Here is a 13,661-nt window from a genome sequence, read left to right as displayed (position 1 = left end):
AAATAGCTGCAAACCCTTCACCCATTTTGGTGATGTTTTCGCGACAACAAGTGCTTACAAACAACGGCAGCCACTCCATCAACCAAAGGCTGCCATGTCACAAACACCCACCACCACACCATTCATCCGCCGCTCAGTGTCCCTGGGCACCCTGGTCCTGATTGCCTCCATTGCCGGCTGCGGTGGCGACAGCGACAGCGCTTCTACTGCTCCGTCGCCCGCCCCGGCTCCGGCCACAAAGTCGATCTCCACCACCGTGATAGACGGCGCCTTGCAAAACGTCAGGATCTGCATGGACAGAAACGACAACGGCAGCTGCGACACAGGGGAGCCCAGTGCCGTCACCAATGCCGCCGGTCAGGCGAGCCTGGAAGTGCCCGAGGCCGATGTGGGCAAGTTCCCGATTCTGGGCCTGGTCACCAAGGACTCCGTCGATGCCGACACCGGCGCCGTTCCCGTGGCCTTCATGTTGCGAGCGCCCGCCGATCAGCCTGGCGTCGTCAGCCCGCTGAGCACCCTGGTTCAGGCGCACAGCCAGGCCACGGGCAGCAGCACCAGCGATGCGGCAGCGGCCATCCAGAGCCAGCTGGGCCTGGGTACTTCGGCGCTGGCGGATTTCACCCAGGACAGCAGCGACGCTGGCAAGCTGGCCGCCACCATGGCGCGCCTGATCGTGGTGACCACCCAGACCCAGCTCACCAACACGGCCGGTGCCACAGGCGTCGACGGCGCGCCGCTGACTTCGGTGCAGCTCAACGCCGCCGTCAACAGCGTGCTGCTGCAGCAGTTGCAAACCCTGGCCACGGCCGTGCTGGACAACCCCGCCCTCAGCGACACCAGCACCTCCATGAAGGACAAGCAATCCGCCATGGAAACCGCCGCCCGGCAAGTTGCCAACGCTTCGGGCGTCACGGCCGGCAATGTGGGCCTGATCGCAGCCATGCAGTCGCAAGCCAGCACTCCCGAGGCCGGCGGCCCCACGGCAAGCACGCAGCTGCGCTGGCTCAGCTTTACCGACACCAGCAACTACTACATTCGCGCCTTCGAAGCCACGGCCGAACAGAACACGCCCGATGCCAACGGCAAACGCTATTTCACGGAATTCCGCGAGCGCGTGGTCAGCGGCCAGGAGCAGCCCTGGACAAGGCCGCAGATCTATTGGACCGGCAGCGAATGGTTTGCCTGCCCCACCGATTTCGTGCAGCAGGTCACCAGCCTCGCCAGCGGCGAAACCGAATCCCTGTATTGCAAGAGCCTGGTCAGCAGGGCCAAGCAGAGCGTGCGCAATATCGCCGGCCTGAAGATGCGCGATATCGTCACCGAGATCCGTTCCGCCCCCTGGCAGGACGCAGCCGATGGCAGCTTTTCCAACTGGGGCCCCAGGCCCGATCAGGTTCCCGCCGAAACGACCTTCCCCACCGGCTCCACGCTCAGCTATCGCACCGTCACCGACCTGGGCGGCAGCGACTACTACCTGAGCAACAACGGCAACCGTGCCACCATTCCCCGTGCCGACGCACCGAACAACCCTGACTCCAGCACCTGGCGCAGCGCGACGCTTGCGGAGTTCATCGCCTGGAACGCCGGCGACTTCGCGCCCAATGTCTCGGCCGCCGATGTGCACGGCAACAACTCGCGCGTGCTGGTCAGCCGCCGCGACTATCTCAAGCCCGATGGCAGCGCTGCCTACAAGCGCTATATGGTCGGTCTTGAAAACGGCGGCGAGCAGCGCGCGCACTTTTATGAATGCGAGGGCGATATGAGCACCTTGCCCAGCAGCCGGACCCTGTTCATCAACGGAGTGTCCACCTGCAAGACGATCCTGGTCAGCAATTACAGCATCGCCACGCAGGCAGATGCCAAGGTGCTGCGCTTCGCACAGGAGCCCACCCAGCTCAATTCCAGCAACTTCCAGAACTACCGCCTGTTCGTCGAACGGGGCGGTATCACCTATGTCGGCTATCGGGACAAGCAGATGGTCAGCAATCAGCAGCGGCTCAATGGCACGGCCGCCGATGCGCTGCTTGCCGCCCTCGGCCTGAACTGACTCCCCGCATCGCAGCAAGGCCCACCTCGCGGTGGGCTTTTTTCATGCATGGCCTCAGTCAGCAGCGGTCATTGAGCCTTTGCCAGAATCGTTGCCATGCTTGAAAACCTTCGCACCTCCGTCCAGCCCTATGGCGGCGACCTGTTTCTGCTGCTGATCGCCCTGGCTGTCATCAGCCTTGCCGTGCTGTTCAACCTCAAGGCCCGCCTGCCCGTGGACCAGTTGCGCCGCGTGATCCGCATGGCGGCGCTGGTGGCCTTGCTGGGCTCGGTATTCGCCATGCAGGCCGGCAGCACCTACTACGCCATGGCCGCCGTGCTGCTGGCCTGGGGCGTGCTGGTCGGCATTGTCTTTGGACGTGAAGTAGGCCGCAAGCGCTGACTCACAAAGCACTGCAAGCTATCAAAATCATATAGATCAAACGCCATGAAATCCCTGAACAACGTCAAGCTGTCCATGCTGGACCTGGTCGCCGTGCGCGAAGGCGGAACGGTGGCCGATGCTCTGCAGATTGCCGTGCGCACCGCGCAGCAGGCCGAGAAGCTGGGCTTCACCCGCTACTGGCTGGCCGAGCACCACAATATGCCCGGCATTGCGAGTTCGGCCACGGCCGTGCTGATCGGCCATATCGCAGGTGCCACGCAGAAGATTCGTGTGGGCTCGGGCGGCATCATGCTGCCCAACCATGCACCGCTGGTGGTCGCCGAGGCCTTCGGCACGCTGGCCGAGCTCTACCCGGGCCGCATCGACCTGGGCCTGGGCCGCGCGCCGGGCACCGACGGCGCGACCATGCGCGCCCTACGCCGCGACCGCGTGGAGACCGAGGAGGATTTCCCGCGCGACGTACAGGAGCTGCAGCGCCTGCTGGGCGATCACCAGGATGGCGCCCGCATCATCGCCATGCCGGGCGCGGGCACGCATGTCCCGATCTGGCTGCTGGGCTCCAGCCTGTTCTCGGCCCAGCTGGCTGCACACATGGGCCTGCCCTATGCCTTTGCCTCGCACTTTGCGCCGCGCATGCTGCACCAGGCCCTGGCCCTGTACCGCCAGATGTTCAAGCCCAGTGCCACACTGGCCAAGCCTTACGCGATTGTCGGCGTGCCCGTGATTGCAGCCCCCAGCGATGAAGAGGCCCAGTTCCTGGCCAGCAGCACCTATCAGCGCGTGCTCGGCATTCTCACCGGCAACCGCACCCGTCTCATGCCACCGATACCGGACTTCTGGGAGCAGCTGGACGGGCGCGCCCAGGCGGCGATTGCCGATTTTCTGGCCGTGGGCGTCATTGGCGGCCCCGATACCGTGCGCCAGGGCCTGCAAAAGCTGGCCGACGAGACCCAGGCCGATGAATTCATGATCGTCAGCGATGTCTATGACGCCGAGCTGCGCCTGCGCAGCCTGGAAATCACGGCTGGCGCCATGAACACCGCAGCCTGAGCGGTCCTGGCAACTCCCTCCTCTTTCGCTGCGCGGGAGGAGGAAGCTCAGGGATAACGACAAACCGGCTGCACTGGCATGAGAGCATGCCAAACTCCAGCGTCGTTCACCTCTGAAATCTTGCCCATGAGCCGCTCCGCCCGTCTGCTGCAATTGCTGGATACGCTGCGCCGCGCCCGTCAGCCGCAGACCGGGCCCGAGCTGGCCCAGGCGCTGGGCGTCAGCCTGCGCACGCTGTACCGCGACATCGCCACCTTGCGTACTCAGGGCGCCGACATTCTGGGCGACCCCGGCATAGGCTTCGAGATGCGGCCCGGCTTTTTGCTGCCCCCTCTGATGTTCAACGCCGACGAGCTGGAGGCGCTGCTGCTGGGCGCTCGCTGGGCCAGCCTGCAGGCCGATCCGCAACTGGCCCAGGCCGCCACCGCCGCCATGGACCGCATACGCTCGGCGCTGCCGCTGGAGCTGCGTATCGCCGTCGACACCAGCGGTCTGCTGGTTCCCAATATGCAGACAGACCCACCGGCCGAGCCCTGGCAGGCCGCGCTGCGCCGCGCCATCCGCGCCGAACACAAGGTCGTGCTGCACTACCGTGACCAGCATGGCGTGCCAAGCCAGCGCCGGATCTGGCCGTTTGCCATGGCCTATTTCGAGCGCAGCCGCGTGGTGTCGGCCTGGTGCGAGTTGCGCCAGGCCTTTCGTCACTTTCGCGCCGACCGCGTGGATGCGCTGGAGGATCTGGGCGAACGCTATCCACAAAGGCGCCAGGCGCTGATACAGCGCTGGCTGGACGAAACCGGCTACACGCTGGATTGAGAGGCGCTGCTGACAGAAACTGTCAGCCCCCACTCCTACATTGGCTGCATGGCGTTTTTGCCATGTCACAACAACCCGCCAAGGAGAGCCGCAATGTCCACATCTCAACAGCCCAAGCTGCGCTTTTTCAGCAACCCCAGATCACGCGCCCGCATGGTGCGCTGGATGCTGGAGGAATGCGGTGCCGACTATGAAACCGTTGACCTGGAATTCGGGCCCGAGATGAAGTCGCCCGAGTACCTGTCCATCAACCCCATGGGCAAGGTCCCGGCGCTGCAGCATGGCGATGCCGTGGTCACCGAGACCGGAGCCATCCTCGCCTATCTGGCCGAGCTTTTCCCCGAGAAACGACTGGCCCCGGCGATGGGCAGCACGGAGCGCGCCAGCTACTTTCGCTGGCTGTTCTTTGTCGCCGGGCCGGTGGAGGCCGTCACAACCGCCCGCAACGAAGGCTGGCTGCAATCGCAAACTCATCAGCAGGCCATGAGCGCGGGCTTTGGCCGCTTTGACGACGTGCTGAACACCTTGCTGCATGCGGTGGCCGGCAAACGCTATGTATGCGGCGACCACTTCACAGCCGCCGATCTGTATCTGGCCAGCTATATCGGCTGGAGCATGATGGATGGCAGCTTGCCCAAGCGGCCCGAATTCGAGGCCTATGCCACGCCGCTGCTGCAGCGTGCAGCCTCGGTGCGCGCCGACGAGATCGACGGCGATATGCAAGCCGCAGCCATGGCGCCAGTCGTTTAAGGTTTTCGCCCGTAGCGCCTGCCAGTCAAGCGCAGGGCAATCAAAACCTATAGCAAACCGCTGCAAACCACTCAGCGCGCCAAGTAACCGCCGTCGACCGGGTAATAAGCGCCCGTCACAAACGACGCGCGGTCACTGGCCAGCCAGGCCACCAGCTCGGCAATCTCTTCGGGCTGGCCCAGGCGCCCCATGGGATGGGCCGCCACCAGCGCCGCATGCGTGGCCGGATCCTGCTCCAGACCGCTGATCATGGGGGTCTGGATAAAGCCCGGTCCCACGGCATTGACGCGCACGCCCCTGGCCGAATATTCGAGTGCTGCCGCCTTGGTCAGACCCAGCACGCCATGCTTGGCGGCTGTATAGGCCGCAGAGTTGGCAAAGCCCACGGCACCGAGGATGGACGCCATATTGATGATGGAGCCGCCGCCGCCCTGCAGCATGGCGGCTATCTGGTATTTGCAGGCATAGAAGACGCCAGAGAGATTGACGCGCAGCACCTGCTCCCAGGCATCCAGCGGATAGTCGGCCGTGGGCGCGCTGACGCCGCCGATGCCGGCGTTGTTGCAGGCCACGTCCAGGCGGCCGAAGTGGCGCATGGTCAAGGCCACCAGCGCTTCATGGTCCGCCGCGCTGCCGGCGTCGGCGCGCAGATACTGTGCCTCTGCGCCCAGCTCGCGCACCAGGGCTGCGGTCTCCTGGCCCTGCTCCTCGTTGAGGTCGGCCAGCACCACGCGCGCGCCTTCCCTGGCCCATGTCAGCGCCACACAGCGGCCTATGCCGGATGCAGCCCCCGTCACCAATGCAACCTTGTCCTTGAGCATCGAAACCTCGCATTCTTGAATCGGCAGACCATTGTGCCGAGCCCGGCCGCGGCAGTCATGACCTGCGTCAAGCCGGGCTCGCTCTCTCAAACGCCGAAGTGCTGACATCATTAGTCGCTACTATCTGCATTAACCCCTCACCCGTCAGATCGATTCGCGCATGCCCGCCTTTACCTTTGAAGCCCTGGATGCCCAGGGCCAGACCCGCAAGGGCACCCTGGAAGCCGACAACGCCCGTGCCGCGCGCAGCCAGCTGCGCAGCCAGGCCCTGGTGCCGCTGCAGGTCGAGCCCGTCGCCGCAGGCAAGGGCCAGGGCCGCACCGGCGCTTCCGGATGGTTCACGCGCCCGGTCTTCAACTCCACCAGCCTCGCGGTATGGACCCGCCAGCTCTCGGGCCTGGTCAGCTCCGGCCTGCCCATAGAGCGCGCACTGGCCGCGCTGTCCGAGGAAGCCGAGGACGAACGCCAGCATCAGTTGGTTGCAGCGCTGAGGGCCGAGGTCAATGCCGGCTCCAGCTTTGCCAGGGCGCTGGAACAGCATCCGCGCGAGTTTTCCGATATCTTCTGCGCCGTGATCGGCGCCGGCGAATCCAGCGGCAGTCTGGGTCCGGTGCTGGAAAACCTGGCCGACGACCTGGAGGCGCGCCAGGCATTGCAATCCAAGCTCATCGGCGCCTCGCTGTATCCAGCCATCGTGACGCTGGTGGCCATCGTCATCGTGATCTTTCTGGTCAGCTATGTGGTGCCGCAGGTGGCCGGCGTGTTTGCCGGCACCAAGCGTGCGCTGCCGTTTCTCACCGTGGTCATGCTCGGCATCAGCGACTTTGTGCGCCACTACGGCTGGTTCATGCTGGCCGTGCTGCTGCTGGCTGCCGTGGGCTTTCGGCTGGCGCTCAGGAACGAGGCATTCCGCGAGCGCTTCGATGCCCAGTGGCTGCGTCTGCCGCTCATAGGCCGGCTCTCGCGCAGCTATAACGCGGCGCGCTTTGCCGGCACCCTGGCCATGTTGGCCGGAGCGGGCGTGCCCATTCTCAAGGCCTTGCAGGCCGCGGCCGAGACGCTGAACAACCGCGCCCTGCGCGCCGATGCCATGGATGCCCTGGTACTGGTGCGCGAAGGCGCGCCACTGGCCTCGGCCCTGGCTCAGAAGAAGCGCTTTCCGGGCCTGGTCGCCATGTTCGCCCGGCTGGGCGAGCAGACGGGCCAGCTACCGCTGATGCTGCAGCGTGCCGCCACCCAGCTGTCCACCGAGGTCCAGCGCCGCGCCATGCACCTGGCCACGATCCTCGAGCCGCTGCTCATCGCCGTCATGGGACTGGTGGTCATGCTCATCGTGCTGGCCGTGCTCATGCCCATCATCCAGCTCAACCAGTTCGTCAAATAGGCGCTTCCGCGCCCGCAGCGGTGCGGAAGCGCCCACTCCAGCTTGGCGCAATTCTTGCTTTCTTTTAGTGCATTGCGGGTATTTCCCTCAATTTCGCACCAATAAATAGCAAATTTCAGCTGGAGCGTTTTCATGCAAGCACTAAAACAGGGCGCGGATGCCCTGTTCATTCTGATGGGCGCCGTCATGGTCCTGGCCATGCACGCCGGTTTCGCTTTTCTGGAGCTGGGCACCGTGCGCCGCAAGAACCAGGTCAATGCCCTGGTCAAGATCCTGGTCGACTTCTCGGTCTCCACCGTGGTCTATTTCGCTCTCGGCTATGGCGTGGCCTACGGCACGCACTTTTTCGTGGGCGCCGAGCAGCTCGCTGCGCTCAACGGCTACGGCCTGGTCAAGTTCTTCTTTCTGCTGACCTTTGCCGCCGCCATTCCCGCCATCATCTCGGGCGGCATTGCCGAGCGCGCCAAGTTCTGGCCCCAGCTGATCGCCACGGCCATGATCGTGGGCCTGATCTATCCCTTCTTCGAGGGCATTGCCTGGAACCAGCATTTCGGCGTCCAGGCCTGGATCAAGGCGCTGACCGGCTCCGAGTTCCATGACTTTGCCGGCAGCGTGGTGGTGCACGCCGTGGGCGGCTGGATCGCCCTGGGAGCCGTGCTGCTGCTGGGCCCGCGCCGCAACCGTTACCGCCAGGGCGGAGCGATTGCCGCCACACCACCCTCCAGCATTCCTTTTCTGGCGCTGGGCGCCTGGATTCTGATCGTGGGCTGGTTCGGCTTCAATGTGATGAGTGCCCAGAACCTGGACAAGATCTCCGGCCTGGTCGCCGTGAATTCGCTGATGGCCATGGTGGGCGGCACGCTGGCAGCCCTGGCAGTGGGCAAAAACGACCCGGGTTTTGTGCACAACGGCCCGCTGGCCGGCCTGGTCGCCGTCTGCGCGGGCTCGGATCTGATGCATCCTCTGGGGGCCCTCGTCGTGGGGGCTGCCGCAGGCGCCATCTTTGTCTTCATGTTCACGCTGACGCAGAACAAATGGAAGATCGACGATGTGCTGGGCGTGTGGCCGCTGCACGGTCTGTGCGGTGCCTGGGGCGGCATTGCGGCCGGCATCTTCGGCACGCAGGCGCTGGGCGGGCTTGGCGGCGTGCATCCGCTGGCCCAGCTCATAGGCACGCTGATGGGCGTGGCCTGGGCCGCGCTGGGCGGTCTGCTGGTCTACGGCCTGCTCAAGAAGACCATGGGGCTGCGCCTGAGCCAGGAGCAGGAGTTCGACGGGGCCGATCTGTCCATACACCACATCAGTGCCACGCCCGAGCGCGAAGCCAACTGGTGAGGGCCAGGCGGCCTGCGTATCATCGGAGCTTGTCTGCACATCCGCTTAAAGCCGTACCGCCATGGCCATGACCCTGAACGACAAGCTCGTCGTTGCCATCTCCTCGCGAGCCCTGTTCGATTTCGAGGAGGAAAACCGCCTCTTCGAGGACAGCGACCCGGCGAGCTATCTGCGCCTGCAGCGCGAGCGGCTCAACGTGCCTGCCGCGCCCGGCGTGGCCTTCTCGCTGGTCAAGAAGCTGCTGGCCTTCAACACCGAGGCACAGCAGCATGTGGAAGTGGTGCTGCTCTCGCGCAACGACCCCGTCAGCGGCATGCGCGTCTTCCGCTCTGCCCAGGCCCACGGCCTGCACTCCATACAGCGCGGCGTGTTCACCCAAGGACGCGACCCCTTCGGCTATCTGCGCCCGCTGGGAGCCCAGCTGTTTCTGTCGGCGAATGCCGACGACGTGACCCAGGCACTGCAGCTGGGCTACCCGGCCGCCCATGTGTTCACCGACTCCATGCGTGCCAGCAGCAGCCATCCCCGCGAAGTGCGCATCGCTTTCGACGGCGATGCCGTGCTGTTTTCCGACGAGGCCGAGCGCATCTTCCAGGCCCAGGGCCTGGAGGCTTTCCAGCAGCATGAGCTGGAGAAAGCCGCCCAGCCACTGCCCGAAGGCCCGTTCAAGCCGCTGCTGGCCGCCCTGCACCGGCTGCAGCAGGCCGATGTGGCCGGCATGCGCGTGCGCACGGCCCTGGTCACGGCGCGCAGCGCCCCGGCCCATGAACGCGCGCTGAATACGCTGATGGACTGGAAGATCGATGTCGATGAAGCCATGTTCCTCGGCGGACTGGCCAAGGGCGGGTTTCTGCGCGAGTTCGAGCCCGATTTCTTCTTCGACGACCAGACCGGCCATGTGCGCAATGCGGCCGGGCATGTTCCCTCGGGCCATGTGCGCAGCGGCATTGCCCACGACAAGGCGGCGCTGCCTACGTAAAACTTGGCAAAGTCCGGCAAGCGAATGCAAAACTTTGAAAGTGCGGCGGGACGGAGCTTGAGAATGCCGCCATGGCCCTCATCTGTACCGCTATGTCAAAAGCCAAGAACCACCCCATCGTCGCACGCAGCAGCTCGGTCATGAAGACCGCCATGGGCGTGCTGCTGACCAGCGCCGTGCTGCTGCTACCCACGGTGCGCGCCGAGGAATCCGCCGGCGACAAGGTGGCGGAAAGACAGGGAACCCAGCTCTCCAAAGGCGAGATCAAGGCCCAGCAGCAGTTCAAGATGCTGGACTTCAATCAGGATGGAAAGCTCAGCCGCAAGGAAGTGGCCATCATCCCCAAGCTGGCCGCCGCCTTTGACGAAACCGACACCAACAAGGACGGCTTTGTCACCTATGAGGAAGTGCGCGCCTTTGCCGTCAAATACCGGGCTGCGCGTGAAAAGGCCAAGGCCGCGGAAGCCGTGGCAGCTGCACCAGCCAAGGACGATGCTCACAAATCAGAAGCTGACAGCGCTGATCCTGAAGGCAAATAAGATATAAAAATAGCTGAAGCGCTTGAATATCAAGCGCAATCAGCTCTCAAAATAAAAGCAATCGCTTACTTGGCGTTGCCGCTGCGCTTTATCCGGGGTTCGGAATAAGTCAGCGGCTCATTGCGCGCCGTCTGCTTGCTCTGCAGCAGATCTTCCGACTTGCTGGTTTCCTGCGCCTGCTCCACCGCCTGGGCACTGGCGCGCCACATGGACTGGATGAACTCGATCAGCTGCTTGGAGATCGGCTCCTTGGGCGGCTCCTCGACCTCTTCCTTCTGCTTGACCTCCTCGGCCAGCGTCCAGTCGCGGTTTTCGGTATCGGGAGCCGAAGGCTTCTCGGGCTCGCGCACCGTGCGGCCTTCGCCAATCTTGTCCACCGACTCCGTGGCATTCACCGCATTCACGGGGCGCACCGGTGCGGCGCCAGAGGCGCCTGTGGAATACAAATCCGCACCCTGGGTACGCCAGGGCGTCTGTGTCCGGTCTAGAGGTGGAATTTGCATGGCTTGGCCCTCGGCAGTAAAAAGGTGCAGGCGGAAAAACAGCTATCTCGCCCTGTTATCGGCCACGCTTGAGAAAACTGTAGGATTATTTTCAATCCTATTTTGATAGCTATTAGCCTATATATATCAAGCACCCCTGCGCAATTTGATACAAAAAAGGGCCTCGCGATTATGCGAAGCCCTTGAAATAGTTGCGCGGCACAGCTTACAGAAAGCGCTCCAGCAGCTTGCGCGAATGCCTGTCCAGCTTGCTGCTGTCGGGAATCCGGTATTGCACGCCATCTTGGCCCGTAATCTGCAGTCGGGTGCGCCCGGCCAGCTTGCGGATATCTTCCTCGGCCTTGAGCACCATATGCGTCAGGCCTCGATCCGTCTGCAGCTCCCAGGTGCTGGGGGTGGAAAAGCTCGAGACCTTGAGGATGCGCTCGATGGTCGGCACGAACTCCCGCACGGCCAGGTCCTGCTCGATCAGCTGACGATGCTCGGGCTGCAGGTCGGCCATGCGGGCCACCCACAACGCTTCCTTGCCATCGGCGGCGATCAGCGACAGTCCTTCGGCAGGCGCGGCAATCGGGAATGCACGCACGGGAACGACGGCTTCGTAGACTAGGCCGTTGCCCAGCGTCAGCACCAGACGGCCATGGGCGTTGCGCTCCAGCTGCATGCCGCTCAGATTGGATTGGGGAGCTTCGATCATTGGGGTTCCTTGGTCTGCAGCTTGAGGCCGGCCGCTTGTGCATCCTCTTCGGCACGGCGTGCCTGCGCGTCGTACAGGCGGAAGTAATGGCCCTTGAGGTCCATCAGCTCGTCGTGCGGACCCACTTCGACGATTTCGCCACGATCCATGACCACCAGACGGTCTGCCTTGCGCAAGGTGGACAGGCGGTGGGCAATGGCGATCGTGGTGCGCCCCTGGACCAAGTTGTCCAGCGCCTTCTGGATTTCCTTTTCGGTCTCGGTATCCACGGCCGAGGTGGCTTCATCGAGGATCAGGATGCGCGGATCGATCAGCAGCGCACGCGCGATGGAGATGCGCTGGCGCTCGCCACCCGACAGGCCCTGGCCACGCTCGCCGACCAGGGAGTCATAACCGTGAGGCAGGCGCAGGATGAACTCGTGGGCGTGGGCGGCACGCGCCGCGGCCACGATTTCCTCGCGCGTGGCATCGGGCTTGCCATAGGCGATGTTCTCGGCAATCGTGCCAAAGAACAGGAAGGGCTCCTGCAGCACCAGGCCGATATTGCTGCGGTAGTCGGACACAGACATGCGGCGCACGTCCACGCCGTCGAGCTGGATGGAGCCCTCGGAGACGTCGTAGAAGCGGCAGATCAGATTCACCAGGGTGCTCTTGCCCGAGCCGCTGTGACCGACCAGGCCGATCATCTCGCCGGGCTTGATCTGCAGGTTCAGATGCTTGATGACGGCGCGGCTGCCGTAGCGAAAGCCCACATCCTCCATGGTGATGGCACCCTTGGCCTTGCCGGGCAGCTTCACGGGGTTGCTGGGCTCGGGCACATTGCTGACATGGTCGAGGATGTCGAAGATGCGCTTGGCACCGGCAGCCGCCTTCTGCGTGACCGAGACAATGCGGCTCATCGAATCCAGGCGGGTATAGAAACGACCGATATAGGCGATGAAGGCGGTCAGCACACCGACCGTGATGGAGCCGCCGGCCACCAGATAGATGCCGAAGCCCCAGACCACCAGAATGCCGACCTCGGTCAGCAGCGTCACCGTGGGGGTGAACAGCGACCAGGTCTTGTTGACCTTGTCGTTGGCCTGCAGATTGATCAGGTTGGCGTCGGCAAAGCGGTCGGCTTCACGCTTTTCCTGGGCGAAAGCCTTGACCACGCGGATACCGGGAATGGTGTCGGCCAGCACATTGGTCACCTCGGACCAGACCCGGTCTATCTTCTCAAAGCCGGTGCGCAGACGGTCGCGCACGGTATGGATCATCCAGGCGATGAAGGGCAGCGGCACCAGCGTGACCAGCGCCAGCCAGGGGTTGATGGAGAACAGGATGGCCGACGTCATCACGATCATCAGCACATCGGTTGCAAAATCAAGTGCGTTGAGCGACAGAAACAGATTGATGCGATCGGTTTCGGCACCGATACGCGCCATCAGATCCCCCGTACGCTTGCTGCCGTAGTAATCCACCGACAGGTTCAGCAAGTGGTTGTAGGTGGTGGTGCGCAGATTGGAGCCTATGCGCTCGGACACCTTGGCCAGCACGAAAGTACGTGCCCAGCCCAATGCCCAGGCCAGCAGCGCCGACAGCAGCAGCATGCCCAGATAGAAGAAAACCAGATCCCGGTTGATCTTTTCGCCGTTCTGGAACGGAATCAGGATCTTGTCCATCAGCGGGATGGTCAGATAAGGCGCCACCAACTGGGCCGCCGTGGTGGCCAGGGTCAGCAAGAAGCCCAGCAGCAACTGGCCCTGATAGGGTTTGGCAAAACGCCACAGGCGCAGCAGCACCCAGGTGGAGGTCTGGGGCGCCTGCTGGCGTGCGCAGGCCGGGCATTCTTCGGTATCGGGCGGCAGCACCGAGTGGCAGACCGGGCAATGCGCCACATCCTCTTCGCTGACCGCGCTATAGGCCTCCTGACGGGCGATGCGCTCGCGCTGGCGGTCGAACTGCTGCATCAGCTGCAGCATGGAGGTCTGATGCTTCAGCGTGATCAGCCACTGTGCAAGACGCGCGCTCCTGTCATGCAGTTCCAGGTTGCCCACACCGCCATGATCCTGCAGGCGCAGGCTTTGATCTACCGCCAGGGCCCATGCACGCCACTGCCGGGTCTGGGGATCACAGGCCAGCAGACGCTCCTGGGTCAGGGCCAGCAGGCCGCTGCCGAACTGCAAATCCGCACTCAGGTCAACCGGGACGACGGCTAATACGTTTTCATGTTCAGCGAGTCTTGCTCGCAGCTCGCCCCCCAGGGGGCCGGCGAAGACTGCCGAGGCGTCCACAGTATGGTGATGTTGCATGTTGAGTTATTTTTCTCCGCCGATGGCGGCTCCAAGAGTCATGCGGGCAACCGCTTCGGCAT

13 protein-coding genes are annotated in these 13,661 nt (G+C 63.8%); 9 read left to right on the top strand and 4 right to left on the bottom strand.

The window, feature by feature from the left end:
* Nucleotides 1-94 precede the first annotated feature (94 nt).
* The 5 genes from CTR2_RS03290 (at nucleotide 95) to CTR2_RS03270 (ending at nucleotide 5,047) form a co-directional block, all read left to right on the top strand.
* Nucleotides 95-2,047 (top strand): hypothetical protein, encoded by a 1,953-nt coding sequence (locus CTR2_RS03290; protein ID WP_087085092.1) that lies wholly within the window; start codon nucleotides 95-97, stop codon nucleotides 2,045-2,047.
* A gap of 96 nt (nucleotides 2,048-2,143) precedes the next feature.
* Nucleotides 2,144-2,428: a hypothetical protein gene (locus tag CTR2_RS03285; RefSeq protein WP_087085093.1), complete on the top strand. Its 285-nt coding sequence runs from the start codon at nucleotides 2,144-2,146 to the stop codon at nucleotides 2,426-2,428.
* A gap of 45 nt (nucleotides 2,429-2,473) precedes the next feature.
* Nucleotides 2,474-3,481, top strand: coding sequence for an LLM class flavin-dependent oxidoreductase (locus tag CTR2_RS03280; RefSeq protein ID WP_087085094.1), 1,008 nt, complete (start codon nucleotides 2,474-2,476; stop codon nucleotides 3,479-3,481).
* 126 nt (nucleotides 3,482-3,607) lie between these two features.
* Entirely contained in the window at nucleotides 3,608-4,297 is a 690-nt protein-coding gene (locus CTR2_RS03275) for a helix-turn-helix transcriptional regulator (protein WP_087085095.1), read from the top strand.
* Between the two features lie 93 nt (nucleotides 4,298-4,390).
* Complete coding sequence (locus tag CTR2_RS03270) at nucleotides 4,391-5,047, top strand: glutathione S-transferase family protein (protein WP_087085096.1); 657 nt, start codon at nucleotides 4,391-4,393, stop codon at nucleotides 5,045-5,047.
* A 71-nt stretch (nucleotides 5,048-5,118) separates the two neighbouring features.
* Here CTR2_RS03270 and CTR2_RS03265 read toward each other — a convergent pair whose 3' ends face one another.
* Complete coding sequence (locus CTR2_RS03265) at nucleotides 5,119-5,868, bottom strand: SDR family NAD(P)-dependent oxidoreductase (protein ID WP_087085097.1); 750 nt, start codon at nucleotides 5,866-5,868, stop codon at nucleotides 5,119-5,121.
* Nucleotides 5,869-6,028: 160 nt separating this feature from the next.
* Here CTR2_RS03265 and gspF point away from each other — a divergent pair, with 160 nt between their 5' ends.
* From gspF to CTR2_RS03245, 4 genes are all read left to right on the top strand, one after another.
* Nucleotides 6,029-7,252 (top strand): type II secretion system inner membrane protein GspF, encoded by a 1,224-nt coding sequence (gene gspF, locus CTR2_RS03260; protein WP_087085098.1) that lies wholly within the window; start codon nucleotides 6,029-6,031, stop codon nucleotides 7,250-7,252.
* Between the two features lie 132 nt (nucleotides 7,253-7,384).
* The gene (locus tag CTR2_RS03255) at nucleotides 7,385-8,587 is read left to right on the top strand and encodes an ammonium transporter (protein ID WP_087085099.1); all 1,203 of its coding nucleotides are present in this window, start codon (nucleotides 7,385-7,387) and stop codon (nucleotides 8,585-8,587) included.
* Nucleotides 8,588-8,648: 61 nt separating this feature from the next.
* Nucleotides 8,649-9,566 (top strand): 5'-nucleotidase, encoded by a 918-nt coding sequence (locus tag CTR2_RS03250; protein WP_046461030.1) that lies wholly within the window; start codon nucleotides 8,649-8,651, stop codon nucleotides 9,564-9,566.
* 71 nt (nucleotides 9,567-9,637) lie between these two features.
* The gene (locus tag CTR2_RS03245) at nucleotides 9,638-10,105 is read left to right on the top strand and encodes an EF-hand domain-containing protein (protein WP_087085100.1); all 468 of its coding nucleotides are present in this window, start codon (nucleotides 9,638-9,640) and stop codon (nucleotides 10,103-10,105) included.
* A gap of 65 nt (nucleotides 10,106-10,170) precedes the next feature.
* On the opposite strand, the gene CTR2_RS03240 is transcribed toward CTR2_RS03245, so the two are convergent.
* The 3 genes from CTR2_RS03240 to CTR2_RS03230 form a co-directional block, all read right to left on the bottom strand.
* The gene (locus CTR2_RS03240; RefSeq protein WP_034357327.1) at nucleotides 10,171-10,608 is read right to left on the bottom strand and encodes a hypothetical protein; all 438 of its coding nucleotides are present in this window, start codon (nucleotides 10,606-10,608) and stop codon (nucleotides 10,171-10,173) included.
* Nucleotides 10,609-10,813: 205 nt separating this feature from the next.
* Nucleotides 10,814-11,305: a cyanophycin metabolism-associated DUF1854 family protein gene (locus CTR2_RS03235; RefSeq protein ID WP_087085101.1), complete on the bottom strand. Its 492-nt coding sequence runs from the start codon at nucleotides 11,303-11,305 to the stop codon at nucleotides 10,814-10,816.
* Nucleotides 11,302-13,599, bottom strand: a complete 2,298-nt coding sequence (locus tag CTR2_RS03230) for a cyanophycin metabolism-associated ABC transporter (RefSeq protein WP_087085102.1) — start codon at nucleotides 13,597-13,599, stop codon at nucleotides 11,302-11,304. Before CTR2_RS03230 ends, CTR2_RS03235 begins: the two co-directional genes overlap by 4 nt.
* Between the last annotated feature and the right edge of the window lie 62 nt (nucleotides 13,600-13,661).

This window comes from Comamonas thiooxydans, from assembly GCF_002157685.2.
Classification (GTDB): Bacteria; Pseudomonadota; Gammaproteobacteria; order Burkholderiales; family Burkholderiaceae_C; genus Comamonas; species Comamonas testosteroni_H.
This window is presented reverse-complemented; position numbering and strand designations above follow the sequence as displayed.